General features: G+C 72.0%; 22 protein-coding genes and 7 tRNA genes. 12 read left to right on the top strand and 17 right to left on the bottom strand.

Going from position 1 to position 22,380, the window contains the following annotated elements; genetic code table 11:
* Window positions 1–74: 74 nt before the first annotated feature.
* On the top strand, window positions 75–1,739 hold the full coding sequence (locus ACZ4Z5_RS17140; protein WP_468263070.1) for a hypothetical protein: 1,665 nt from the start codon (window positions 75–77) through the stop codon (window positions 1,737–1,739).
* A gap of 27 nt (window positions 1,740–1,766) precedes the next feature.
* Here the strand turns inward: ACZ4Z5_RS17140 and ACZ4Z5_RS17135 are convergent, their stop codons facing one another.
* The 4 genes from ACZ4Z5_RS17135 to ACZ4Z5_RS17120 form a co-directional block, all read right to left on the bottom strand.
* Window positions 1,767–2,324, bottom strand: coding sequence for an HIT family protein (locus tag ACZ4Z5_RS17135; protein ID WP_468263067.1), 558 nt, complete (start codon window positions 2,322–2,324; stop codon window positions 1,767–1,769).
* A gap of 82 nt (window positions 2,325–2,406) precedes the next feature.
* The gene (gene thrS / locus ACZ4Z5_RS17130; protein ID WP_468263064.1) at window positions 2,407–4,383 is read right to left on the bottom strand and encodes a threonine--tRNA ligase; all 1,977 of its coding nucleotides are present in this window, start codon (window positions 4,381–4,383) and stop codon (window positions 2,407–2,409) included.
* A gap of 116 nt (window positions 4,384–4,499) precedes the next feature.
* A complete protein-coding gene (locus ACZ4Z5_RS17125) occupies window positions 4,500–5,708 on the bottom strand; it encodes a hypothetical protein (protein ID WP_468263061.1) in 1,209 nt (402 codons plus the stop codon).
* Entirely contained in the window at window positions 5,708–6,274 is a 567-nt protein-coding gene (locus tag ACZ4Z5_RS17120; RefSeq protein WP_468263058.1) for a DUF4365 domain-containing protein, read from the bottom strand. The genes ACZ4Z5_RS17125 and ACZ4Z5_RS17120 overlap by 1 nt, the downstream gene beginning before the upstream one ends.
* A 202-nt stretch (window positions 6,275–6,476) precedes the next feature.
* Here ACZ4Z5_RS17120 and ACZ4Z5_RS17115 point away from each other — a divergent pair, with 202 nt between their 5' ends.
* On the top strand, window positions 6,477–7,202 hold the full coding sequence (locus ACZ4Z5_RS17115) for an exonuclease domain-containing protein (protein WP_468263251.1): 726 nt from the start codon (window positions 6,477–6,479) through the stop codon (window positions 7,200–7,202).
* Between the two features lie 88 nt (window positions 7,203–7,290).
* Here the strand turns inward: ACZ4Z5_RS17115 and ACZ4Z5_RS17110 are convergent.
* Window positions 7,291–7,362 (bottom strand) — tRNA-Val (locus tag ACZ4Z5_RS17110).
* Window positions 7,363–7,401: 39 nt separating this feature from the next.
* Complete coding sequence (locus tag ACZ4Z5_RS17105) at window positions 7,402–7,848, bottom strand: SRPBCC family protein (RefSeq protein WP_468263055.1); 447 nt, start codon at window positions 7,846–7,848, stop codon at window positions 7,402–7,404.
* 313 nt (window positions 7,849–8,161) lie between these two features.
* On the opposite strand from ACZ4Z5_RS17105, the gene ACZ4Z5_RS17100 reads away from it, so the two are divergent.
* A complete protein-coding gene (locus ACZ4Z5_RS17100; protein ID WP_468263052.1) occupies window positions 8,162–10,573 on the top strand; it encodes an SCO7613 C-terminal domain-containing membrane protein in 2,412 nt (803 codons plus the stop codon).
* 48 nt (window positions 10,574–10,621) lie between these two features.
* Here the strand turns inward: ACZ4Z5_RS17100 and ACZ4Z5_RS17095 are convergent.
* Window positions 10,622–10,693 (bottom strand) — tRNA-Val (locus ACZ4Z5_RS17095).
* A 52-nt stretch (window positions 10,694–10,745) separates the two neighbouring features.
* Complete coding sequence (locus ACZ4Z5_RS17090; protein WP_468263048.1) at window positions 10,746–11,237, bottom strand: TIGR02611 family protein; 492 nt, start codon at window positions 11,235–11,237, stop codon at window positions 10,746–10,748.
* A 189-nt stretch (window positions 11,238–11,426) separates the two neighbouring features.
* Between ACZ4Z5_RS17090 and ACZ4Z5_RS17085 the strand changes: the two genes are divergently transcribed.
* Window positions 11,427–11,840, top strand: a complete 414-nt coding sequence (locus ACZ4Z5_RS17085; RefSeq protein WP_003959770.1) for an SsgA family sporulation/cell division regulator — start codon at window positions 11,427–11,429, stop codon at window positions 11,838–11,840.
* A 198-nt stretch (window positions 11,841–12,038) separates the two neighbouring features.
* On the top strand, window positions 12,039–12,596 hold the full coding sequence (locus ACZ4Z5_RS17080) for a CGNR zinc finger domain-containing protein (protein ID WP_468263045.1): 558 nt from the start codon (window positions 12,039–12,041) through the stop codon (window positions 12,594–12,596).
* A gap of 89 nt (window positions 12,597–12,685) precedes the next feature.
* Here the strand turns inward: ACZ4Z5_RS17080 and ACZ4Z5_RS17075 are convergent, their stop codons facing one another.
* Together ACZ4Z5_RS17075 and ACZ4Z5_RS17070 are read right to left on the bottom strand one after the other, a co-directional pair.
* Window positions 12,686–12,850 (bottom strand): hypothetical protein, encoded by a 165-nt coding sequence (locus tag ACZ4Z5_RS17075; protein ID WP_468263042.1) that lies wholly within the window; start codon window positions 12,848–12,850, stop codon window positions 12,686–12,688.
* 152 nt (window positions 12,851–13,002) lie between these two features.
* Window positions 13,003–13,458 (bottom strand): hypothetical protein, encoded by a 456-nt coding sequence (locus tag ACZ4Z5_RS17070; protein WP_468263248.1) that lies wholly within the window; start codon window positions 13,456–13,458, stop codon window positions 13,003–13,005.
* 290 nt (window positions 13,459–13,748) lie between these two features.
* Here ACZ4Z5_RS17070 and ACZ4Z5_RS17065 point away from each other — a divergent pair, with 290 nt between their 5' ends.
* Window positions 13,749–14,261: a DsbA family protein gene (locus tag ACZ4Z5_RS17065; RefSeq protein ID WP_468263040.1), complete on the top strand. Its 513-nt coding sequence runs from the start codon at window positions 13,749–13,751 to the stop codon at window positions 14,259–14,261.
* A 209-nt stretch (window positions 14,262–14,470) separates the two neighbouring features.
* On the opposite strand, the gene ACZ4Z5_RS17060 is transcribed toward ACZ4Z5_RS17065, so the two are convergent.
* From ACZ4Z5_RS17060 to ACZ4Z5_RS17050, 3 genes are read right to left on the bottom strand one after another with little or no spacing between them, the layout of a single operon-like run.
* Window positions 14,471–15,310 (bottom strand): GNAT family N-acetyltransferase, encoded by an 840-nt coding sequence (locus ACZ4Z5_RS17060; RefSeq protein WP_468263245.1) that lies wholly within the window; start codon window positions 15,308–15,310, stop codon window positions 14,471–14,473.
* A gap of 51 nt (window positions 15,311–15,361) precedes the next feature.
* Window positions 15,362–16,183 (bottom strand): aminotransferase class IV, encoded by an 822-nt coding sequence (locus tag ACZ4Z5_RS17055; RefSeq protein ID WP_468263037.1) that lies wholly within the window; start codon window positions 16,181–16,183, stop codon window positions 15,362–15,364.
* Window positions 16,184–17,257, bottom strand: coding sequence for a chorismate-binding protein (locus ACZ4Z5_RS17050; RefSeq protein WP_468263034.1), 1,074 nt, complete (start codon window positions 17,255–17,257; stop codon window positions 16,184–16,186).
* A gap of 168 nt (window positions 17,258–17,425) precedes the next feature.
* Here ACZ4Z5_RS17050 and ACZ4Z5_RS17045 point away from each other — a divergent pair.
* The 5 genes from ACZ4Z5_RS17045 (at window position 17,426) to ACZ4Z5_RS17025 (ending at window position 17,877) form a co-directional block, all read left to right on the top strand.
* Window positions 17,426–17,498: transfer RNA gene (locus ACZ4Z5_RS17045), tRNA-Gly, on the top strand.
* Between the two features lie 36 nt (window positions 17,499–17,534).
* Window positions 17,535–17,608: transfer RNA gene (locus ACZ4Z5_RS17040), tRNA-Cys, on the top strand.
* Between the two features lies 1 nt (window position 17,609).
* A tRNA-Val gene (locus ACZ4Z5_RS17035) sits at window positions 17,610–17,681 on the top strand.
* Between the two features lie 22 nt (window positions 17,682–17,703).
* Window positions 17,704–17,775, top strand: a tRNA-Val gene (locus tag ACZ4Z5_RS17030).
* Window positions 17,776–17,805: 30 nt separating this feature from the next.
* A tRNA-Val gene (locus ACZ4Z5_RS17025) sits at window positions 17,806–17,877 on the top strand.
* 123 nt (window positions 17,878–18,000) lie between these two features.
* On the opposite strand, the gene ACZ4Z5_RS17020 is transcribed toward ACZ4Z5_RS17025, so the two are convergent.
* The 3 genes from ACZ4Z5_RS17020 to ACZ4Z5_RS17010 all read right to left on the bottom strand — a co-directional run bounded on the left by ACZ4Z5_RS17020 (window position 18,001) and on the right by ACZ4Z5_RS17010 (window position 19,701).
* A complete protein-coding gene (locus tag ACZ4Z5_RS17020; RefSeq protein WP_468263031.1) occupies window positions 18,001–18,270 on the bottom strand; it encodes a TFIIB-type zinc ribbon-containing protein in 270 nt (89 codons plus the stop codon).
* A 39-nt stretch (window positions 18,271–18,309) separates the two neighbouring features.
* A complete protein-coding gene (locus ACZ4Z5_RS17015) occupies window positions 18,310–19,233 on the bottom strand; it encodes a phosphotransferase family protein (protein WP_468263028.1) in 924 nt (307 codons plus the stop codon).
* A gap of 261 nt (window positions 19,234–19,494) precedes the next feature.
* Window positions 19,495–19,701, bottom strand: coding sequence for a hypothetical protein (locus ACZ4Z5_RS17010; RefSeq protein ID WP_468263025.1), 207 nt, complete (start codon window positions 19,699–19,701; stop codon window positions 19,495–19,497).
* A gap of 551 nt (window positions 19,702–20,252) precedes the next feature.
* On the opposite strand from ACZ4Z5_RS17010, the gene ACZ4Z5_RS17005 reads away from it, so the two are divergent.
* On the top strand, window positions 20,253–21,548 hold the full coding sequence (locus tag ACZ4Z5_RS17005; protein WP_468263022.1) for a serine/threonine-protein kinase: 1,296 nt from the start codon (window positions 20,253–20,255) through the stop codon (window positions 21,546–21,548).
* Here ACZ4Z5_RS17005 and ACZ4Z5_RS17000 read toward each other — a convergent pair.
* Window positions 21,523–22,341 (bottom strand): TrmH family RNA methyltransferase, encoded by an 819-nt coding sequence (locus ACZ4Z5_RS17000; protein WP_468263019.1) that lies wholly within the window; start codon window positions 22,339–22,341, stop codon window positions 21,523–21,525. The two genes, ACZ4Z5_RS17005 and ACZ4Z5_RS17000, sit on opposite strands and share 26 nt — an antisense overlap.
* Window positions 22,342–22,380: the final 39 nt, after the last annotated feature.

The following is a 22,380-nucleotide window of genomic DNA, read 5'->3' as shown; positions in this document are numbered from 1 at the left end:
CGCTGGGTTCCGGCTCGGCAGGTGCGGGGCAATGACACAGGGGACAGGCCGCAGCGGCACCCGATCATGCGGCGATGGGGGCGGGAGTGACGGACGCATTCGATTTCTCACCCGGGGCACAGGTCCCGCTGGCGGGCTCGGCAGGGCAGACGGCGGCCACGCACGCCCTCGCCTCCGCGGCCTACCGCGACAGCGAGGCGACCGAGATCCTCAAGGCCAACAACGAATGGCACGAGTCCACCGTGACCGCGGGCAGACTCTCGCTGTTCCGCCCCAACCTGGGCGAGGCGTTCTCCCGCGCCGTGCAGATCCGGATGCTCGGGGCGACCCGCGGCGCACTCGTCCAGTCCTTCGGCACCGAGCCGCAGACCGTCGTCGAGCACTGCCTCGCGGCGACCCGGATCCGCAAGGAACGGGACCGCAAACTCACCCTCATCATGGTGCTGTTCGGCCTGTTCTTCCTGCCCGGTCTGCTGCTGTGGCTCGGCATGTTCCAGCTCAGGGGCTCTCTCGCCAAGGCCGGCGACCGCAGGTCCGGCGCCCTCGGCACCGCGGTGCTCGTCGGCGTGGGCTTCCTCGCCCTGGTCCTCGTCGTCAGGGCACCCGTCGCCGGACTCCTGGCCCTCTACCTCCGGGCCATGATCATCGCCCCGGTCGTCGGCTGGTTCTGGGCCAAGCGCATCTGCGAGAACACCGCCAAGACCCTGCGCGAATGCTGGGACGGTCTCCTCTCGGGCGGCGGCATCGGACCCAAGATCCCCGAGGCCGTCCCCCGCAACCCCAACGAGACCGCCGCCGAGGCGCTGCGCCAGAACCTCGCCAAACTCACCGCCGAGCAGCAGAGCAACACCGTCTTCTACGCCGGGCCCAAGGGAATACTCGGCATGGGCACCCGCTGGGGAAGCTGGCAGCTCGCCGAGGAACTCGTCCCGCGCGAACCGGGCGCCGAGATCCACCCGTTCCGCAGCTGGGACGTCATCAGGGCCATCCACGACCGGCTGCGGCTCCTGGAGCGCGGCCCCCTGCACACCGGCGGTTTCCCCACGCCCTCGATCAAGCACTGGATCGTGTCCCCCGTCGGCGAGAACGCCAAGGAGGTCACCCGCCCCACCGGCGAGACCGTGGAGGCCTTCCAGGTCAAGGGCCACGAGATACAGCGCGTCTGCAACGAGCAGCAGTTCGGCAGCGGCAACCGCCACTACCTGGGGGTCCAGTTCACCCTCTGGGACGGCCAGTTGGTGATCACCATGCTGATCACCGTCACCGTCCTGCACGAGACCCTGCGCATCGAGGTCACCGGACACGCGCTCGGCCCGGTCAACGGGCTCTTCACGACCAAGCCCGCCCCGAAGACCAAGGAAGTCGACAAGACGATCAAGTTCTGGGAGAAGAAGACCATCCCCCTCCCCCTCGTCGACACGAACGAGGTCGTACGGCTGGCCGTCCGCGCGCCGCTGACCTGGTTCCCGCCGCTCCTCGACCACCTCGGCGGCAAACTCGTCCTGCCCGAGCCCTTCGGCCTGCGGCACGCCTGGGCCGACCAGCCCTGGCGTCACCGCTTCATGGCCGACGACGCCATGCGCGCCGCCACACCGGTGCTGCGCGTCGCCCATCGGGCCGCGCTCAAGGTCCTGGAGGAACACGGCGTGGACATCGAGAACTTCGGCAACCGGGCCGGGTTCCTGAGCGGTGCCGTCCAGGACCCCAGCCCGAAGAAGGCCGACGTGTACGACGCGTGAAACCCGCCGCGTGAGCCTCGCCCGTCGTCAGGCGGGCCAGGCGTCGGCGAGCATCGTGCGGGTGTCCGCGAGCAGCTGCGGCAGGATGCGGGTGTGCCCCACGACGGGCATGAAATTGGTGTCGCCGCCCCAGCGCGGCACGATGTGCTGGTGCAGGTGTGCGGCGATGCCTGCGCCGGCGACCGAGCCCTGGTTGAGGCCGATGTTGAAACCGTGGGCGCCCGAGGCGGTACGCAGCGCGACCATCGCCCGCTTGGTGAACTCGGCGAGCTCGGCGGTCTCGGGCTCGTCCAGCTCCGTGTAGTCGGCGACGTGGCGGTAGGGGACGACCATGAGGTGCCCGCCGTTGTACGGGTACAGGTTCAGCACCGCGTAGACGCTCGTGCCACGGGCGAGGACGAGTCCGTCCTCGTCGGACTTCTCCGGGATCATGCAGAACGGGCAGCCGTCGCCGGCACCCGGACCGGTGGGCTTGTTCTCGCCCTGGATGTACGCCATCCGGTGGGGCGTCCACAGACGCTGGAAGGCGTCCTGGACTCCGACTCCGATCTGCTGTTCCGGCTCGCTCGTCATGGTGTGCAGCATATGGCTTCATCCGGGTCGAACAGAAAGGCCCCCGGGAGGCCGGAGCCTCCCGGGGGCCACCCCGCCATGGCGGGGGAACCACTCACACCTGCACGCGACGTTCCACGACGTCGACGAGCTTGTTCAGGGCCTCGTCGCGGGGGATCCCGTTCTCCTGCGAACCGTCCCGGTAACGGAAGGAGACCGTCCCCGCCGACATGTCCTCGTCACCGACGATGATCATGAAGGGGACCTTCTGCTTCTGGTGCGTCCGGATCTTCTTCTGCATACGGTCGGACGACGCGTCGACCTCGACCCGCAGGCCCTTCTTCTTCGCCTCGGCGGCGAACCCCTGCAGGTACTCGACGTGTGCGTCACCGATCGGGATGCCGACGGCCTGGACCGGGGCCAGCCACGGCGGCATGGCGCCGGCGTAGTGCTCCAGCAGCACCGCGAAGAAGCGCTCGATCGACCCGAACAGCGCACGGTGGATCATGACCGGGCGCTGCCGGGAGCCGTCCGGCGCGGTGTACTCCAGGTTGAACCGCTCCGGGAGGTTGAAGTCGAGCTGGACGGTCGACATCTGCCAGGTCCGGCCGATCGCGTCCTTCGCCTGGACGGAGATCTTCGGGCCGTAGAAGGCCGCGCCGCCCGGGTCCGGGGTGAGGGGCAGGCCCTGCTTCTCGGCGACCTGACGCAGGACCTCGGTGGCCTCCTCCCAGACCTCGTCGGAGCCGACGAACTTCTTCGGGTCCTTGGTGGACAGCTCCAGGTAGAAGTCGGTGAGACCGTAGTCGCGGAGCAGGTTCAGCACGAAGGTGAGCGTCCGGTCGAGCTCGTCCGCCATCTGCTCACGGGTGCAGTAGATGTGCGCGTCGTCCTGGGTGAAGCCCCGGGCACGGGTCAGGCCGTGCACGACGCCCGACTTCTCGTACCGGTACACGGTCCCGAACTCGAAGAGGCGCAGGGGCAGTTCACGGTAGGACCGGCCCCGCGAGTCGAAGATCAGGTTGTGCATCGGGCAGTTCATGGGCTTGAGGTAGTAGTCCGTGCCCCCGTCGAGCTGCATGGGGGGGTACATGCCCTCGGCGTACCAGTCCAGGTGGCCGCTCTTCTCGAAGAGCGCGCCCTTGGTGGCGTGGGGGCTGTAGACGAACTCGTAGCCCTCCTCCTCGTGCCGCTTCCGGCTGTAGTCCTCCATGACCCGGCGGATGATGCCGCCGCGGGGGTGGAAGACCGCGAGGCCGGAGCCGATCTCGTCCGGGACGGAGAAGAGGTCCAGCTCGGTGCCGAGGCGGCGGTGGTCGCGCTTCTCCGCCTCCACGAGGAAGTCCAGGTAGGCCTTCAACTCGTCCTTGGACGGCCACGCGGTGCCGTAGATGCGCTGGAGCTGCTTGTTCTTCTCGTCGCCGCGCCAGTAGGCCGAGGCGTTGCGCATCAGCTTGAACGCCGGGATGTTCCGGGTCGACGGCAGGTGGGGACCACGGCAGAGGTCCTTCCAGCACAGCTCGCCGGTCTTGGCGTCGAGGTTGTCGTAGATCGTCAGCTCGCCCGCGCCCACCTCGACGTCCGCGCCGTCGTCGTGGGAGGCCGAGCCCTTGATGCCGATGAGCTCCAGCTTGTACGGCTCGTCGGCCAGCTCCTCGCGGGCGGCGTCGTCGGTCACCACCCGGCGGGCGAACCTCTGCCCGCGCTTCTGGATCTCCTGCATCTTCTTCTCGATGGCCTTGAGATCCTCGGGGGTGAACGGCTTCTCGACGTCGAAGTCGTAGTAGAAACCGTCCTTGACCGGCGGGCCGATGCCGAGCTTGGCCTCCGGGAAGAGCTCCTGGACGGCCTGGGCCATGACGTGCGCGGTGGAGTGGCGCAGGATACCGAGACCGTCCTCGGAGGAGATCTCGACGGGCTCGACCACCTCGCCCTCGCCCGGCTGGTAGGCGAGGTCCTTGAGATCGCCGGCGACACGGGCGGCGATGACGCTGCGCTCACCGGAGAAGAGGTCCGCGGCCGTAGTGCCCGTGGTCACCACGCGCTCTTCCCGCTCGGAATCGCGTTGGATGATCACACGGACGTCTGACACCGGTCTCTCCTGCCTGATGAGGGATGCGGCAGCGAACACTGCTCGCCCGAGAATCCTACCGAGCCCGCACACCCCATCGCGAAACGGTTTGCCGGGCTCCGCCGGCCCGTGGACCCTCAGTCGCCCTGGCAGGCCTCCTCGAAGAAGTCCAGGTTCTCCTGGAGCGACTTCATCAGCCGGTCCCGTTCCGCCTCGTCCACCTGTACGGGCTGGACGCCGGACGCGCCGGTCAGCCGCCGGAAGCCGCCCCGGCTCTCCAGATGGCCGTGCACCCTGATGGGCAGTCCGACGAGATGGGCGTGGCCGGCGATGCGGTAGTCCTCCTCGTCGAGCTCCGTCCGGACCGTCGGGACTTCGGCTCCGGCGAGGACGCGCAGGCGTACGGTTCCGGGGCCGCGCGGGCCGGACCTGCGCATACGGACGACGGCTCCGGTGATCCGCACGGGCACGGGCGGCTCATCGCGCAGGTAGCGGTCGCCCGCGGCGCGGAGCGCCGGAAGGTCTCCCGGCGAGAACTCGACGGGTTCGGGCCGGGCCGCGACCCCGAGGGGGACCCCGGCGGCGGGGGCCCATTCGACGGCGACACGGGTGCCCTCGGTACCCCGGACGAGTGCCACGACGGCCTCGGTGAGCTCCCGGCTGACCCCGGCGCCGACGGCGGCGTCGAAGGCCTCCATCCCGCCGGTCGCGCGTTGGTAGTCGACGGCCTCGCGGGTGGCGTGCAGGGCGTGGTGGAGGCGCAGGACGGTGGCGCGCCCGGCCGCCACCGGGACGAACGCGGTGAGTTCGCGGCTGCCGGGTGCGGGGCCGGTCAGGACGCCCTCGAGGGAGGCGAGGGCCTGCCGGCGGTGCCGGGCGCCGTGGTAGCCGGCGCGGCCGCGCACCGCGAGGGCGGCGGCGAGGAGCATCCGCTGGGCGGCGGAGCGCAGCTGTTCCTGGGCGGTCCAGGAGGCGGAGCCGGCGGGTCCCTCTTCGGGGACGTGGCGCCACCAGCGGATCTCGTCGCTGGGGACGGCGAGTCCCACGAGGATGTCCTGCGCGGAGGGCGCCGAGCTGCGGGCGAGGGCGGTGAGGGCCTCGCCGATGAGGTCGTCGCTGTCGGGGTACGCACGGTTCTCGGGGACGAGGAGGCTGATGCCGCGGCCGGCCGTACCGGGCGGGCTCCAGCGTGTGTAGCGGCCGGCGGCTCCGCCGCGGCGGAGCCAGCCGTGCCGGTGGAGCAGGGCGCCGAGGACGGCCGGGTCGACCTGGGAGGGGTCGGGGCCGGCGGCCCCGTGGCGGGGCGGGTCCACCGGGCGGGGGTTCCCGTCGTACGGCCGGTGCATCAGGGCCTCCCTCCGGTACCGATCCGGTTCATGATCTCGCAGAGCGCACGGTCGTCGAAGATCCGGGAGGTCGGTACTCGCACGGTGGTCCGCCGGCGCCCGGTCACGGGGTGTCCGGCGAGGTTGGTCCAGTAGCAGCAGTGGCGCAGCGCGAGCCGGTCGTGGCCGGCGCGCAGCCAGTCGTCCTGGGACCGCGGGACGAGCATCACGACCAGGATCTTGTGGACCGACACCGGGGTCCGGGCGAGCTTCGCCAGGTGCTCGTTGTCGAGCGTGAAGGAGAAGGCCGCGCCCGGGGGGTGCGGGGCGATCTGGTACGTGCACTTGAGCTGGATCTTGATGGTCACTTCGTCGTCGATGGTGTGGCCGGGAGCGCTGTGGCTCACGTGCCAGTCGATGCCGTTGTCGGGAAAGGGCTGCGAGAGCGAGCACCCCGCGGCCGCGGCGACCGCGTGGAGGTAGCCCACCTGGAGGGTCTCCATGCAGGCGGTGGTGGCGAGTGAGCCCCGCTGGGGTGCGATCCGCTCGGGCAGCAGCCCGCCCGATTCGGGCTGCGCGAGCGCCATGGCTGTCGAGCGCCTTCCGGACGGTGGTGGTCGGTTCCGCGAGATTGTGCGTGACGGCACGTCAAATGACATTTCCGTCCACCTGTGTTGTTGCCGTATCGCATCGGCCGCAAACGGCGTATGGCGGGAAGCCTGCGGGTATCACCGGATCGGGCAGGGGACGGAGCACGCCATCTGCCGGTTGATGACGAGGAGTTCGGACATGACGTGCTGGTATGAGGGCTCCCTGGCAGCGTTCGACACGGAGACCACGGGGGTCGACGTCGAGGAGGACCGGATCGTGTCGGCGGCGCTGGTGGTGCAGGACGCCCCCGGGGCACGGCCGCGGGCGGTCCACTGGCTGGTGAATCCGGGCATATCCGTTCCGGAGGCGGCAACGGCCGTGCACGGTCTGACGGACGATCACCTTCAGCGCAACGGCCGGTGGCCGGCGCCGGTGATGGACGAGGTGGCGCGGGCGCTTGCGGAGCAGTGCGCCGCGGGCCGTCCGCTGGTGGTGATGAACGCGCCGTTCGATCTCACCTTGCTGGACCGGGAGTTGAGGCGTCATCGGGCGTCATCGCTGGACGGCTATCTGGACGGGGCTCCGTTGCACGTGCTGGATCCGAGGGTGCTGGACAAGCATCTGGACCGGTACCGGAAGGGGCGTCGCACGCTGACCGATCTGTGCGCACTCTACGGAGTGACGCTGGAGGGCGCCCATGACGCGGCGGCGGACGCGACGGCGGCGCTGGAGGTCGTGCGGGCGCTCGGGCGCCGGTTCGCCTCGCGGCTGGACCGGCTGACGGCTGCCGAGTTGCACACGCTCCAGACGAATTGGTACGCGGCGCAGGCGCGGGGCCTGCAGGCGTGGTTCGCGCGGAGCGGCACGCCGGAGACCGTCGATCCGTCGTGGCCGCTGCGTCCGGAACTCTCGACTGCCGCGTGAGCCGGGCCGGCGGGCACCGGGCATCGCAGCGCGGTCCACAGGAACGAGTAGGCCGGTCCGTCTGTCTGACGGACCGGCCTTCTCCCGGTGGGCGATACTGGGTTCGAACCAGTGACCTCTTCGGTGTGAACGAAGCGCTCTCCCACTGAGCTAATCGCCCGGGAACGCACTGAACCATACAGGTCCGGACGGGGTTCCTTCAAACCGCGTCGAGGACGGCGGAGAGTCCGCGCCGCCCCGCCCGCATCATCAGCGCGTGGTTGGCCAGGAACACCGGCCGGCCGGGGACGGCGAGCCTGCGCATCAGGGGTTTGCGCACGTCCACCTCCTGCTCGTACAGCACCCGGGTGCCCCCGGAACGCTTGCTGAGCGTCCAGCGCGCCCACCCGTCGAGGTCGCCGGTCAGCTCCACTTCCAGCACCCGCGCGACCGGGTCGCTGCGCCGTTCACGCGCCGTGACCACCAGGTCGTACGGGAGGACGGAACGGAAGCGGGCGATACCGGTGCGGTCGTCGACGGGGGTGACCTCGCGGACCTGCCGCCACCACCTCGGGTACTCCTCGGCACACCGCAGGACCTCGTATACGCGGTCGGGGTCTGCGGGGAGGTCCCAGACACTGCGGAAGCGGTAGTGGCACCAGTCCATGCCGGGAATGTGCCCACTGCACCGGGGACTCATCGGCGCACCCCGGATTCCGTCCGTATCCGGCGGCTCCCCTTTGTCGTTCGGCCCTTTGTCATTCGGCCCGGCACTGTCATTGGGCCCGGCATTCCCGGCTCGGCCGTATTCCCGGCTCGGCCGTATTCCCGGCTCGGCTGCGTCCCCGGCTCGGCTGCGTCCCCGGGCTCGGTGCCGGTCCGGGTCCGTACTCGACGCGGCAACGTACCCGCGTACTCACCACGGAACTGAGTACCCGCACCCATGTGCGAGCCCTGTGTCGCGGACCACACTCCAGGACATGGAGAACGTTCCGCCACCCGCCGAGGAACTGGCGATCCTCGACCGCGAGCTGGCCCGACTCGATGCGCACCGCGCGCAGTTGCTGGCCCGCCGGGCCTGGCTGCTCAGCGTGCTGCAGCCGCCCGCCGCCACCTTGCCTCCCCCTCCGTTCCCGGCGGCCGCGCGTCGGCCCGAGGCGTCACCGCCCAGCGTGCAGAACGTGCTGCTGGCGCTCGGCGGGGTGCTGCTCACCGTGGCCGCGGTCGCCTTCACCCTGGTCAGCTGGGGCCACATGGGCATCGGCGGGCGGTCCGCCGTGCTGACGGCGGTCACCGCCGCGGCGCTGGGAGCGCCGGTGTGGCTGCTGCGCCGCGGGCTGCGGTCCACCGCAGAAGCCGTGGGCGGACTCGGTCTGGCCCTGACCGTCCTGGACGCCTACGCCGTCCACGAGGTCGCACTGCCCGGTACGGACGGCCTCGCCTACTCGGCCGCGGCGTCCGCGGTACTGGCCCTGCTGTGGGCCGCCTACGGCACGGCGCTCGGCCGGCTGCGGCTGCCCTCGGCGGCCGCCGTGGTCACCGCCCAGCTGCCGCTGCCGCTCGCGGCCGTCGCCGCGGAGGCCGGTCCGCTCACGATCGCCTGGGCGCTGCTCGCCACCGCGGGTCTCGACACGGCGGTCGCGCTGTGGGGCCGGGCACCCCGGGTGGTACGCGTCCTCGCGGGCACCGGCGCCGGGCTGGTCGGCGGCTGGGCTCTGCTGGGCGCCGGCTGGCTCTCGCTGTCCGCGGACGGTCCGGTCGGTGCCGCTGCGCCGGGTGCGCTGCTGGTGACCGCCGCGGCCGTGGCGCTGTGGGCCGCGTGGCGCGCCCCGGCGACGGCGGTTCCGTGTGCGGCCGTCGCGGGTCTGTCGGCCGTGACCGCGGTGGGCGGTGTGGTCCGGCCGGTGGTGGCCGACGGGTGGGCCGTGACGGGGTATCTGCTGGGCGCCGTGGCCCTGCTGGGGTCGGTGGTGGCGCTGCGCGGGCGGCTGCCCCGCGGTGTGCTGCTCGGTGCCGCGGGTGCGGCCGGGGCGGTGCAGGCATGTGCCGCCGTGTGGGCCCTGCCGGTGGTGGGTGTCGTGGTGGTCGGACCGGTCCGCTGGGCGGACTCGGTGTGGTCGGGTGCTCCGGAAGGTGCGCGGGGCGCTCTGCCGGGCGGGTTCCCGTGGTCGGAGCTGTCCGCGGCACCCCTGGTGCTGCTGGTCGTTGCGATGGTGTCCGCGGTGGCGGGCCGACTGTCGGCCGTGCCCGTGGCGCGGCGCGCTGCCGCTGCGGCGGGTGCGTTCGGTGCGGTGTGGGCGGCGCTCGCGGTGCTGCCGGCCGTGGCGGACGCGGGCTTCGTTGTCGCGGTGACGGTCCAGGTGCTGCTGACGGTGGCGGCGGTGGTCGTGGTGCGCACGCCGCTCGCGGTGCGGGCGGCAGGTGCGGACGGAGCCGCGGTCGCACGGCGGGTGGCCTTCGGGTGCGCGCTCGCCGGGGGCGCCTCGGTGTCGCTGTCGGCGCTCGCCTCGCAGCCCGCCACGTTCGCCGTGCTGGGCGTGATGACGGCGCTGTTCGCGGTCGCGACGCTCGGTGGCGGCGCGTTCGGGCAGGTGTCCGCGGCAGTGGCGGTGGCCTGCGCGACGGGGCTGGTGTGCGCCGTCGGGGCGGCCCTGGGTCTGCCCGTCCACCAGGTGGCCCTGCTGGTGCTGCTCGTCCCCGCTGCGGCGGCCGCGCTGGCGGCCCTCCCGGGCGGCCGTGCGGTGGGGCTTCCGCTGGAGGTTTCGGGTGCCGTCGCGGGGCTGCTCGCGGTGCTCCTGGCCGTCGGCCACGCACCGACGCTGTCGCTGGTTCTGGCGCTCGCCGGGGTGATCGCGGCGGCGACCGCGGTGCGGGAGGACCGCCGGCCGGTGGGATACGCGGCGGGGGTGCTCTGCGTGGCGGCGATGTGGGTGCGCCTGGCGGCGTCCGGGGTGACGGTACCGGAGGCGTACACGCTCCCGGTGACGGTGCCCGCCCTGGCCGTCGGTGTGCTGCGGCGGCGCAGGGACCCGGAGTCGTCGTCCTGGACCGCTTACGGGCCGGGCCTGGCCGCGACGCTGGTGCCGAGCCTGGTCGCCGCCTGGGGCGACGGCGGGTGGCTGCGTCCGCTGCTGCTGGGGATTGCCGCCCTCGCGGTCACCCTGGCGGGGGCTCGGCTGCGGCTCCAGGCGCCACTGGTGCTGGGCGGGGTGGTGCTGGCGATGGTGGCCCTGCACGAGCTGGCGCCGTATGTGGTGCAGGCCATGGGTGCGCTGCCCCGCTGGCTGCCGCCGGCGGCAGCAGGACTGCTGTTGCTGGCCGTGGGGGCGACGTACGAGCAGCGGCTGCGTGACGCCCGTCGGCTGCGGGAGCGGCTGGCGCGGATGCGCTGACGCCGAAGGCCCGGAGGCTGTGGAAGCCTCCGGGCCTTCGGTCCGGGGTGGGCGATACTGGGATCGAACCAGTGACCTCTTCGGTGTGAACGAAGCGCTCTCCCGCTGAGCTAATCGCCCGGGCGCACCGCAAACATTACCCCATGTGAGCGGCTACTCCGGACCATCCGGATCACTCGTTGATCTTCCACGGCATGACGATGCCGAACTTCCAGACGTAGATCCCCAGCAGCACCGCGACGATCACCAGACCCACCGTGGTGAGGATGATGTTGCGGCGCCGCACCGCGGGGTCGAGGGCACGCTGGGCGGCCTCGGTGACCTTGCGCTTGGTCCAGCGGAGGACGAGTTGCGCCCAGACGAACTCGGTGGCCCAGATCGCCATACCGCCGAAGATCACCAACCAGCCGGGCCCGGGGAGCGGCAGCATGACGACACCGGCGCCCACCACGGCCAGGCCCACCAGGAACACCCCGACCTGCCAGCTCATGTGCAGGGGCCGGGACGCCCGGATGAACCGCGGGGCCCGGGAGCCGAGCTCCCGTTCCGGCTTCGGCGTTCCGTCCTCGGAGGCGGGTGCGTCGCCCGTCCCGGCGACAGTCGCGTCCATGGCGTCGGCAGCGGCGTCGACTACTCGGTCGCGCCTGTCACTCCCCGTATTCATGACCACAAAAGTACCTGACGGCGGGCGCTGCCGGGATGGCCGTATGACTCGCAGTGACACTGCGCCGGCCGAGCTACGCGAAGAACCGCAAAAACGGCAGAGGGGTTTACAACGGCATCGTAGGTGGCATGTCGATTTCGCCGACGTGCGAATCCCCGAGCGCACACTGAGCGAAAGGCCCTGGCGCTTATGAACACCACGGTCAGCTGCGAGCTGCACCTGCGCCTCGTTGTATCGAGCGAGTCCTCACTGCCTGTACCCGCGGGCCTGCGGTATGACACGGCCGATCCCTATGCCGTGCACGCCACTTTCCACACCGGAGCCGAGGAGACCGTCGAGTGGGTGTTCGCCCGCGACCTCCTCGCCGAGGGTCTGCACCGGCCCACCGGAACCGGCGACGTCAGAGTCTGGCCGTCCCGCAGCCACGGCCAGGGCGTCGTCTGCATCGCCCTCAGCTCCCCGGAAGGCGAGGCGCTGCTCGAGGCCCCGGCGCGGGCCCTGGAGTCGTTCCTGAAGCGGACCGACGCCGCGGTGCCACCGGGCACCGAGCACCGCCACTTCGATCTCGACACGGAGCTCTCGCACATCCTGGCCGAGAGCTGAGCCAGGCCGAGAGCCGCACGGCGCCGTCCGACTCGGGGAGACGGCGCCGCGTGGATCACCACATACGGCGGACACCGGCCATCGGCGCCGTTCCTGCGGAGCACTCCGCGGGGACGGCGCCGCTGCCGTTTCGTGCGAGCCGCTAGAGTCGACGGCCAGTCGGCGGGCGCCCGCCCGCCGCAGGCCAGGGAGCGAATCGTGCTGATTCCCCACGACACCCGGATCGCCCTCGACGTCGTCGTCGATCTGGTGAACACCGCGCCGGAGAGCGAGGCCGACGACCGGCTCGCCGACGTCGAAGCGCTGTACGGCTTCGTACGGGACCACTCGATCAGCGGAGTCGCCGACCTCGACGAGGAGGATCTGCGGGCCGTACGGGCCGTGCGGACGCGCTTCGCCGACGTCTTCGCGGCACCCGACGCCCGCGCCGCCGCGGAACTGATCAACCAGACCGTCGCCGCGGCGGGAACCACCCCGCAGCTCACCGACCACGACGGCTACGACTGGCACGTCCACTACTTCGCACCCGGGGCGTCCGTCGCCGACCACCTCGCGGCGGACTGCGGTATGGCCCTCGCCTTCATCGTCGTGTCGGGAGAGCAGGAGCGGCTGCGCCGCTGCGAGGCCCCCGACTGCCGTCACGCCTTCGTCGACCTGTCGCGCAACCGCTCGCGCCGCTACTGCGACAGCCGCACCTGCGGGAACCGTCTCCATGTGGCCGCCTACCGCGCGCGCCGCAAGGAGGCGGCGAGCTGAGCCGCGCCCGGGGAACGCCGACGGCCCCGGGCCGGCACACCGCGACCAGGACGGGCACCGCGGGGGCGCCCGCAGCGGTGCCGCCCCGTTCACAGCAGGAACAGATCGTGCAGCGCCGCCAGCAGCAGCAGAGCGCCGATCACCGCCAGGAAGATCATCAGCGGTGGCTGGGAGAGCGCGAAAAGACAGCCGTGTCGTGCGGCGTCGGGCAAAGGAGCGGGGGCGGGTGCATCGTCCCGGGAGGTGTCCAGCATCTCGGGGCGATGATGGCGCAACCGGCCCTGGAAGATCAGACAACACGCCCGGACGGCAGCACGGTCGGGTGATTTCCCGGCCGGATGATTCGCTCACCCGTACGTACGTCAGACGTTCGTCTCCCCTGCACGCTCCGTGACCGGGGCTCGGCTCATATGCCGTGCTTCTTCAGAATCGCCTCGATGTCGGAGAAGTCGTCGTCCCCGCCGGCCGACGCCCGCTGCGCGCGACCCGCGGTCCCCGCTGTCGGCTCGGCACGGCCGGCCCCCAGGGACGGCGTGCCCGCGGTCGGTGCGACCGCCTCCGCGCGCCGGGCGGCCTCCGCGGCCCTGCGCTCCTTGCGCGTGCCGCCGCGCCGCCGTTCGACGGCCCGGCTGGTGGCGAACAGCGCCCAGGACATCCCCAGCACCCCGAAGCCCGCCCATACGGTGGGCGAGAACACCACACTGGTCAGCCAGTCCACGACACCCGTCATCACCAGACCGACCGGGATCAGGGCATAGGCGGCGATACGCGCCGCGGCGACGAAGCGCCGTCGGTACGCCGTGAGGGCCGCGATACCCAGTCCGGCCGCGGATACGGCGGCACACACCGTCTCGGCAAGCATCCCGTCCTCCAGCCTTGCGTCGTTCTCGTTCATGCTCGGTGCTCGATCGTTCCCGATCGTTCCCGATCGTTCTCGTGCGTACCAGGTGGACCTCGGCGGTCCTGCGAACCCCGGTCGCACACGAGCCCGTCGTCCTCCATCCTGCCCTGCCGCCCGGAACGGAACCACGGTCCGGCACGAACGTCAGGGAGATCTCGGGGGCACCCTGAGGAGATCCGGGCCGGGAGGCCCCGGACCGCCGGCTCCGGGTCCCGGTCGGCGGTTGCCCACCCGGCTGGAAGACTGGCCCCATGAGTGATTCCTCCCCCGCCCGTGCCGTCGTCCTGGATGTCTGGTGCGAGCTCCAGTGCCCCGACTGCCATGCCGCGCTGGACGACCTCCGCGCGCTGCGGGCCCGCTACGGCGACCGCCTGGAACTGCGGCTGCGGCACTTCCCCCTCGAGAAGCACAAGCACGCGTTCGCCGCGGCCCAGGCCGCCGAGGAGGCGTTCGAACAGGGCCAGGGCTGGCCCTACGTGGAGGCCGTCCTGGCTCGTACCGACGAGCTGGCCGCGGAGGGCGAGCCGGTCCTGCTGCGCGTCGCCGCCGAACTCGGCCTGGACGTGGAGGAGTTCGACACGGCGCTGATCGACGGCAGGCACATCCTGGTCGTCGACGCGGACCAGGCCGAGGGCAAGGCCATCGGGGTCACCGGTACGCCGACCTATGTCATCGACGGCGAACGGCTGGACGGCGGCAAGAGCCAGGAGGGTCTCCGCGCACGGATCGAGGAGATCGCGGACCGGCTGCTCGCGGAGTCCTGACCCGTACGGTTCCGGGGTCGGCGGCTCACCTCTCAGGGCGACCGCGAGCTGCCGCCGGGCCGGTCGTCCGGCCCGTGCGTGGCCCGGCACGTGCGGCCCGTGCGGCCCGCCGTCCCGCGAGGCAGCGCAGGCGTCTGCCCGGTTCCGGCCGGCGCCCGTACCGCTCGGTGCGGTTCCCCGCCCGCCCCGCTCGGAACAGCGCCCCCGGCTCAGAGCAGCGGCTTGTAGAAATGCCGGTCGGTGGTCTGGTACCCGAGCGACTCGTACAGCCGGACCGCCGGCGTGTTGCCGGCGAAGACGTTCAGCCCCAGCCGGCTCCACCCGGCGGCCAGCGTGAGCCGTTCCGCCAGCAGCATCAGCGACCGCCCGTGTCCGCGGCCGCGGTGCTGCTCCGCGACCTCGACGTCCCACACGAACCCGGCGGTCTCTCCGGGCGCGAGCTCACGGGACCCCACCCACACATGGCCGACGACGGCGCCCTCCTGCACCAGGACCCGGATGTCGGCTCCAGGTGTGTCGAGGCCGTCCGGCAGCTGACTCCGGTGGTCGGCCCGGGACTTGGCCCAGGCCCGCTCCTCCGGTATGCCGCGGTCGATCCAGCTCTGCGCGTACTCCGCCACTGCCCGCTCCAGCCAGGCCGGGTACTCCTCCGCGGTCATCGGCCGGGCCTCGGCACCGGCCGCCAGGACGGGGGGCTCCGTCGGCAGGGTCTTGACCATGCCGCGGTTGCGCTCGGTGTAACCAAGCGCGGTCGCCATACGCAGCGCGGCCGACGCACCGGCGGGCACCGAGACCAGCACCTGGGTGCAGCGCCAGCCGCGCAGCACCTCCTCCGCCGCGAGCGCGGCGACCGTGCCCCGGCCCCGCCTCCGGTCCGGCTCATCGATGCGCAGCGAGCGGATCCGGCCCGCCGCAGGACCGAGCGTCGGATGCGTGCCGAGGGTCACGGCACCCACGGGCCGGCCGTTGACGCAGACGTCGTAGGTGCGGGTGGTGGCGCCCTCGGCGTCCTTCTGAAGCGGCCCGGTCGGCCGCAGGGTCGTCGTCATCATGGGTGTTCTACCTGCTGGACGCCCGCCCGTCACCACCGTTCCGGGCCGTCAGGGATCCAGATCGGCGCCGGAGTTGTCCTCGAAGACCCGCATGGCCTTGGTGGTGACCGGGCCGGGAACGCCGCTCAGCCGGCGTCCGTCCACCCGGCGGACCGCCTGGACGTCGCGGAGGGTGGAGGTCAGGAAGATCTCCTCGGCGGTCTCCAGGACGTCCAGGGGAAGGTCGGTCTCCTGCGCCCCCGTCCACTCGACGACCAGGGCGCGGGTGATGCCCGCGAGGCAGCCCGAGGAGAGCGGCGGGGTGTGCAGCTCGCCGTCGACGACCACGAAGACGTTGGAACCGGTGCCCTCGCACAGGCGCCCCAGGGTGTTGGCGAACAGCGCCTCGGACGCCGCCTCCTGGTGCGCCCGCGCGAGGGCGACGACGTTCTCGGCGTAGGAGGTGGTCTTGAGGCCGGCGACGGCGCTGCGTTCGTTGCGCGTCCAGGGGACGGTGATCACCGCGGTGGTGTCGGGCCGGCGGGTGGACTCGCCCAGCGCGACGACGAGTGAGGGGGTGTCGTCGCCGCGGTCGGAACCGAGCGGCGAGATGCCGCCGGTGTAGGTGATCCGGAGCCTGCCGAGGGGCACCGGGTGGGCCTCCAGGACGGCGGCGCAGGCCGCGCGGACCTCGTCGAGGTCGGGTTCGGGCAGGCCCAGTCCGCGGGCGGACCGGGCGAGCCGGTCGACGTGCCGGGTGAGGGCGAAGAGCCGCCCGTCGGCGGCCTTGACCGTCTCGAAGACGCCGTCGCCCACGGTGAGGCCGTGGTCGAGCACGGACACGAGGGCGGCGTCGGCCTCCCGGAGTCCACCGTTGACCCAGATCTTCATCTACACGGTCCTTCCCGTCGCCTCGATCGCGCCCGGCGATTCGTACGCGCCCGACGCTACCGCGAGGAGGCGGGAGGCCTTGAGCTCGGTCTCGTCCCATTCGCGTTCGGGGTCGGAACCCCAGGTGATGCCGGCACCGGTGCCGAAGCGCAGGACGGGGCCGGCGGGCGCGGTCCGGTCGATCCAGAAGGTGCGTATGCCGACAGCCAGCTCCCCGGTGCCGCGGTCGGCGTCCACCCAGCCGATGCCTCCGCAGTAGGGGCCGCGGGGGGCGGTCTCCAGAGCGGCGATGATCTTCAGGGCGCTGGACTTGGGGGCGCCCGTCACGGATCCGGGCGGGAACGTCGCGGCCAGCAGCTCGGGCCAGCCGGCCTTCTCGGCGAGCTTCCCGCGCACGGTCGACACGAGGTGCACCAGCCCGGGGTGCTCCTCCACCGCGCACAGCGCGGGGACGCTCACCGAACCCGTCTCGCTGACCCGCCCGAGGTCGTTGCGGACCAGGTCCACGATCATCACGTTCTCGGCGTGGTCCTTCTCCAGCAGGTCGTCCGCGGTGCGGCCGGTGCCCTTGATCGGGCCCGACTCGACGGTCCGCCCGGTGCGCCGGAGGAAGAGTTCGGGAGAGGCCGTGGCGATCTCCACGCCGTGCGCGGGAAGCCGGATCGTTCCTGCGTAGGGGGCGGGGTTGCCGCGGGCGAGCAGCGCCGTCAGCGCGTCGACGTCGGACGCGCTGGCGTCGGGCAGCGAGGCGGAGAGCACCCGGCAGAGGTTCGCCTGGTAGACCTCGCCGGCCGCGATGTGCTCCCGGATGCGGCGTACGCCCGCGACGTAGGCGGCACGGTCCAGCGAGGACGTCCAGGCGTCCGCGGACGGCCCGTGCCACCTGCCCGGCCGGGGGGCGGGGACGGGCGCGGTCCGTACGTCACCGAAGCGCGCGCAGACGAGACGGCCCTCGAAGTCGGCGGAGACGGCCCAGAAGCCGGTCGAGTCGAGGGCCGCGGGGTCGCTGGTGACGTCCCGGAGATCGGAGGCGACGAGGCCGCCGAAGCGGGCCATGGGGGCGAGGTCGTGCACGGTTGTGAGTCTAGGTCGGGCGGTCGTGAGCTGCCGCGGAGCTCCCCGGCTGCCCCTTCCGGCAGGCACAACGCAGCACGCTGCGGAAACGCGTTTTTGTACTGGCCCAGGAATCCGCTAGAGTTCAACTCGTCGCCGGGACGCGAGAGCGGACCGGGAAAGCGACAAGCGGACGTGGCTCAGTTGGTAGAGCATCACCTTGCCAAGGTGAGGGTCGCGAGTTCGAATCTCGTCGTCCGCTCGACGTGGGGGATCTTCCCGAAACCCCTGCACTCCGGGTGGAGTGGCCGAGAGGCGAGGCAACGGCCTGCAAAGCCGTCTACACGGGTTCAAATCCCGTCTCCACCTCCAAGGACGATTAGCTCAGCGGGAGAGCGCTTCCCTGACACGGAAGAGGTCACTGGTTCAATCCCAGTATCGTCCACTGGATCCGCAAGGGTCCCCATGCGCGATTAGCTCAGCGGGAGAGCGCTTCCCTGACACGGAAGAGGTCACTGGTTCAATCCCAGTATCGCGCACGCAGTACGGAGCAGCTTCTGCGCCGTCCTGGACGATTAGCTCAGCGGGAGAGCGCTTCCCTGACACGGAAGAGGTCACTGGTTCAATCCCAGTATCGTCCACAGCCCGGAGCCCCCGGCCGCCTCGCGGTCGGGGGCTCCGTCGTTCCGCCAGGACGCGTCAGGACGCCCCGGAATGCCTCGGGAGGACGCGTCCGGACCCTGAGCGGGACGCGTCAGGACGCGTCAGGACGAGAAGAGCATGTGACCGAAGCTGCGGTGCCGGTGATGGCCGTGGTGACCGCCGTGGTGCGGGGCACCCCAGGCGGGTGCGGAGGGAGCCGGGTAGCCCTGCGGGGGCGGCGGGGCCTGCTGCCCCCACTGCGACTCCAGACGGGTCAGCGACTCCAGCTCGCCGTAGTCGAGGAATATCCCCCGGCAGCCGCTGCACTGCTCGATCTGGATGCCGCTGCGGTTGTACGTGTGCATCGGCGCGTGACACTTGGGACACTGCATGTCGGTTCAGCTCCTCACCGTGGTGTCGGAGCCCTCACCCTATGGCTCGAACTCCGGCGGGAGTGTGGCGATTCGGACACAGGCCTGGAACATCTGCTCCTCGGCTTCGTCCAGGGAGCGGCCCTCCGCGCTGGATTTCGCCAGTGCCAGCGCAGCGGTCTGAACGGTCAGGGCCCGGGCGGGGACGTCGAGTTCGCGCCAAGGTTCGTCGGCCCGGGCCACCGGGCCGCCTGCCGTCCGGTAGGCCCGGAGGAACCGCCCCCACTCCTCCGCACCGAGGACTCCGGCGGCGAACCAGGCGGCCGGCCGGGCCAGGTCCCACGCGGGATCGCCGAGGCCCAGGTCGTCGACGTCGATCAGCAGCCACGGACCGTGGCCGGCGGGATGTCGGACGAGCTGTCCCAGGTGGAGATCGCCGTGGCAGAGCCGCGGCCTGCCCGGGGCCGGTGCCTCGCCGCGCGACCAGGCGGGCAGCCGCGCCCAGGCGCGCAGGACCGCATCGGCCCCCGGTGCGCGTGCCGCCCGCATCCGGGCCACGGCCGCGGCGGCCTTGGCCGGCCCGCGCATGGGCGGTAGCGGTCCGGGGAGGCCGGCCGGGTCGACGCGGTGCAGTCCGGCGAGCAGCGTGGCGGCCTCCTCCCAGGGCGCGGCCTCCGGCGCCCGCGGGTTCACGGGTGTGCCGCACGGCCAGGCGGTCACCATCCGGCCGTCGAGGTCCTTTCCGACGGACAGAGGGGCCAGCAGGATGCCCTCCATCCGCGGGTGCGCGGCGACCGCCAGGCGGACGTCCAGCGCGGAGATGTCCGTTCCGGGGGCGTGGGCCTTGGCGACGACGTCGCCGTGCCGTACCACGACTCCGTCGTCGCGTTCGGCGAGGACGGACTCGGGGCAGACGGAACACTCGCTGCGGTGCGCGGCCCGACGGGCGAACGCGTTCAGCCGGGGCACGACGGATGCGGTCACCCGGCCGAGCCTACGAGGTCGGTGGCGCGCAGCGACTCGACCGGGCGGAGGCCCGGCCGCCGCTGGGGTGTCTGTTTCGCCTCAGCGGACGCCGACGGGTTTGAGCCGACGGCGGCGGTGTTCCGTTGCTGCAGGAAAGCGCGAGGCCCGGTCGGCTCCCCAGCCGACCGGGCACACGCTGCCGTCCGCCACACCCCCGTCCCCACGGGGTCTCGGGCGAGTTCCCCGACCCGGACCGCTCTTCCCGGGTCCGGGGCGCGCTCAGCGCCCCAGCATCACGCCCACGGACGACGCCTGGGTGACCACTGCTTCCCAGCCGCCGAAGACGACGACGAGCACAGCGGCCAGCGGGAGCACCATGGCGGTGGCCACCAGCGGGTGGCGCCTTCCGGACGGGCGGCCGCCGAATGCGGCGTACGCCTGGTGTCCCCGCGTGCGGAGCATGGTCCGCGTTGCCGTGTCCGCCATGGTTCCTCTCCCCTCGTGTCCTGCAGCGGCGGGTGGCTGACCTCGGGGGACGAGTACCTTCACCCGCCGCTTGACCTCAAGCCTAGGAAGACGGGCCCTTCGGGTCGTCATGCCTTCGTACCGCTTCGGCGGCCTACGGGAGGATGAGGCGTCCGCTTTCGGTGTACTCCCCTGGGTGGATACGCAGGCCTGTGGGTCGGGGTCTTCCCCCATGGGGCGGGCACTCCGCGTGACTTCACTCACGTCACTCCTCTACCAGAGGTCGGGGGATGACCGGCTCCACGCCGCTTCGGACGGCCCTCCCGTGCACCGGCGACAATCCCCCGGCTCAGCGTGGTGATGTGACGCCGGTTCAACACCCCTTCTTCACAAGGAGCTTAGGATCATGGACCGGTACGGCGAGGCGGGCTCTGCGGCGTCCCCGGCCCGCCGTGGACCTCCCGGCACGCAGGCGCAATCCATGGAGTCGAGAGGGCGCGGCCTATGAGCACACCGGCCCGTGGATACGTAAGCTGTGCCACGTCAGACGGCACCGGGCAGCGGGGATGGACATGGCGATGATGCGGCTCCGGCGCGAGGATCCGCGGGTCGTCGGCTCGTTCAGGCTCCACCGGCGACTGGGCGCGGGCGGGATGGGGGTCGTCTACCTCGGCTCCGACCGTCGCGGCCAGCGGGTGGCACTGAAGGTCATCCGGCCGGATCTGGCCGAGGACGACGAGTTCAGGTCGCGGTTCGCGCGCGAGGTGTCCGCCGCCCGGCGGATCCGCGGCGGCTGTACGGCGCGCCTGGTGGCCGCCGATCTGGAGGCGGAGCGGCCGTGGTTCGCGACCCAGTACGTCCCGGGCCCCTCCCTGCACGACAAGGTGGCCGGTGAGGGTCCGCTGACCGCGGCCGAGGTGGCCGCGATCGGTGCCGCGCTCTCCGAGGGACTGGTGGCGGTCCACGAGGCCGGGGTGGTCCACCGCGACCTCAAGCCGTCGAACATCCTCCTCTCCCCCAAGGGCCCCCGGATCATCGACTTCGGCATCGCGTGGGCGACGGGCGCGAGCACCCTCACGCACGTGGGCACCGCGGTGGGTTCGCCGGGATTCCTGGCCCCGGAGCAGGTGCGGGGCGCGGCGGTCACCCCGGCCACCGACGTGTTCTCCCTCGGCGCCACGCTGGCGTACGCCGCGATGGGCGACTCGCCCTTCGGACACGGCAGTTCGGAGGTCATGCTCTACCGGGTGGTGCACGAGGAGCCGCAGTTGCGCGGGGTGCCCGACGCGCTGGCCCCGCTGGTGCGCGCCTGTCTGGCGAAGGAGCCGGAGGAACGTCCGTCGACGCTCCAGCTGTCGATGCGCCTGAAGGAGATCGCCGCGCGCGAGGCCCACGGGCTGGCCGAGTCGCGTCCGCCGGCTCCGTCCGCGGCCGACCGCCACGATCAGACGACCCGCCTTCCCGGGCGACGCGTCCCCGGCGACACGGAGGGTCGTACCGGCGGCGGTTCCGGGCCCCGGCCCCAGGGCTCCTCACGGCCCGCGTCGTCCCGTGGCGGTTCCCGGCCGCAGACGGCACGGAACACCCGCCCGGGGACGCGGACGAACGGCCGGCGGGGCACCGGCACGACGGCCGGACGCACCACCGGCGCCGGGCGACGGCCCGCCGACCCCCGGCTGCTGCGACAGCGGATCGTGGTGTTCCTGGTGGTGACGCTGCTGGTCGCGCTGGGCATCACGGCAGCGCAGGGCTGTCAGGGTCCGGAACGCGGGATCGGCGTCCCGTCCGTCCGCTTGGACCGCTCCGCGCCCGCACCGGGGTGGTGGACGGCGGACGCCGGGGTCAGGCCCCGGGGCGTCCCGCGGTGACCGCGTAGAAGGCGACCGCGGCGGCCGCGCCCACGTTGAGCGAGTCGACGCCGTGCGCCATCGGGATGCGCACCCATTCGTCGGCGGCCATCAGCGCCCTGGTGGACAGGCCCTCGCCCTCGGCGCCCAGCATCAGGGCGACGCGCTCCATGCGGTGGGGGGCGGCTTCGTCGATGCTGGTCGCCTTCTCGTCGGGGGTGAGGGCGAGCAGTCTGCAGCCCGCTTCCCGTACCGTTTCCAGACCCTTGGGCCAGGATTCGAGACGGGCGTAGGGGACGGAGAAGACCGCGCCCATGGAGACCTTGACCGAGCGCCGGTAGAGCGGGTCCGCACAGTCCGGGGAGAGCAGCACCGCGTCCATGCCGAGGGCGGCGGCGCTGCGGAAGATCGCGCCGATGTTCGTGTGGTCGTTCACCGACTCCATGACGACGACCCGGCGGGCCCCGGCGAGGAGGTCCCGCGCCTCGGGGAGCGGCTTGCGCTGCATGGAGGCGAGGGCACCGCGGTGGACGTGGTAGCCGGTGACGCGTTCGGCGAGTTCGGGGCTCACCGCGTAGACGGGAGCCGGGACCTCGTCGATGACGTCCCGCATGGTGTCGATCCACTTGGCGGACAGGAGCATCGAACGCATCTCGTACCCGGCGTGTCTGGCACGTCGGATGACCTTCTCGCCCTCGGCGATGAACAGCCCTTCGGCCGGTTCCCTGCGACGGCGGAGTTCGACGTCGGTCAGTCCGGTGTAGTCGCGCAGGCGCGGGTCGGCGGGGTCGTCGATGGTGATGAGGTCGGCCACAGGGTGATACTGCCTTGTCCGGGTCTGGGTGCCAACGGC

It is taken from the genome of Streptomyces sp. NPDC030222 (genome assembly GCF_055573115.1).
This window is presented reverse-complemented; position numbering and strand designations above follow the sequence as displayed.

What these genes read in the sequence shown, in the direction of transcription:
- ACZ4Z5_RS17140 (WP_468263070.1), top strand. Translation starts at nt 75, where the DNA reads ATGGGGGCGGGAGTGACGGACGCATTCGATTTCTCACCCGGGGCACAG.
- ACZ4Z5_RS17135 (WP_468263067.1), bottom strand. Translation starts at nt 2,324, where the DNA reads ATGCTGCACACCATGACGAGCGAGCCGGAACAGCAGATCGGAGTCGGA.
- ACZ4Z5_RS17125 (WP_468263061.1), bottom strand. Translation starts at nt 5,708, where the DNA reads ATGCACCGGCCGTACGACGGGAACCCCCGCCCGGTGGACCCGCCCCGC.
- ACZ4Z5_RS17120 (WP_468263058.1), bottom strand. Translation starts at nt 6,274, where the DNA reads ATGGCGCTCGCGCAGCCCGAATCGGGCGGGCTGCTGCCCGAGCGGATC.
- ACZ4Z5_RS17115 (WP_468263251.1), top strand. Translation starts at nt 6,477, where the DNA reads ATGACGTGCTGGTATGAGGGCTCCCTGGCAGCGTTCGACACGGAGACC.
- ACZ4Z5_RS17105 (WP_468263055.1), bottom strand. Translation starts at nt 7,848, where the DNA reads ATGGACTGGTGCCACTACCGCTTCCGCAGTGTCTGGGACCTCCCCGCA.
- ACZ4Z5_RS17100 (WP_468263052.1), top strand. Translation starts at nt 8,162, where the DNA reads ATGGAGAACGTTCCGCCACCCGCCGAGGAACTGGCGATCCTCGACCGC.
- ACZ4Z5_RS17090 (WP_468263048.1), bottom strand. Translation starts at nt 11,237, where the DNA reads ATGAATACGGGGAGTGACAGGCGCGACCGAGTAGTCGACGCCGCTGCC.
- ACZ4Z5_RS17085 (WP_003959770.1), top strand. Translation starts at nt 11,427, where the DNA reads ATGAACACCACGGTCAGCTGCGAGCTGCACCTGCGCCTCGTTGTATCG.
- ACZ4Z5_RS17075 (WP_468263042.1), bottom strand. Translation starts at nt 12,850, where the DNA reads ATGCTGGACACCTCCCGGGACGATGCACCCGCCCCCGCTCCTTTGCCC.
- ACZ4Z5_RS17070 (WP_468263248.1), bottom strand. Translation starts at nt 13,458, where the DNA reads ATGCTTGCCGAGACGGTGTGTGCCGCCGTATCCGCGGCCGGACTGGGT.
- ACZ4Z5_RS17065 (WP_468263040.1), top strand. Translation starts at nt 13,749, where the DNA reads ATGAGTGATTCCTCCCCCGCCCGTGCCGTCGTCCTGGATGTCTGGTGC.
- ACZ4Z5_RS17060 (WP_468263245.1), bottom strand. Translation starts at nt 15,310, where the DNA reads ATGACGACGACCCTGCGGCCGACCGGGCCGCTTCAGAAGGACGCCGAG.
- ACZ4Z5_RS17055 (WP_468263037.1), bottom strand. Translation starts at nt 16,183, where the DNA reads ATGAAGATCTGGGTCAACGGTGGACTCCGGGAGGCCGACGCCGCCCTC.
- ACZ4Z5_RS17020 (WP_468263031.1), bottom strand. Translation starts at nt 18,270, where the DNA reads ATGCAGTGTCCCAAGTGTCACGCGCCGATGCACACGTACAACCGCAGC.
- ACZ4Z5_RS17010 (WP_468263025.1), bottom strand. Translation starts at nt 19,701, where the DNA reads ATGGCGGACACGGCAACGCGGACCATGCTCCGCACGCGGGGACACCAG.
- ACZ4Z5_RS17005 (WP_468263022.1), top strand. Translation starts at nt 20,253, where the DNA reads ATGGCGATGATGCGGCTCCGGCGCGAGGATCCGCGGGTCGTCGGCTCG.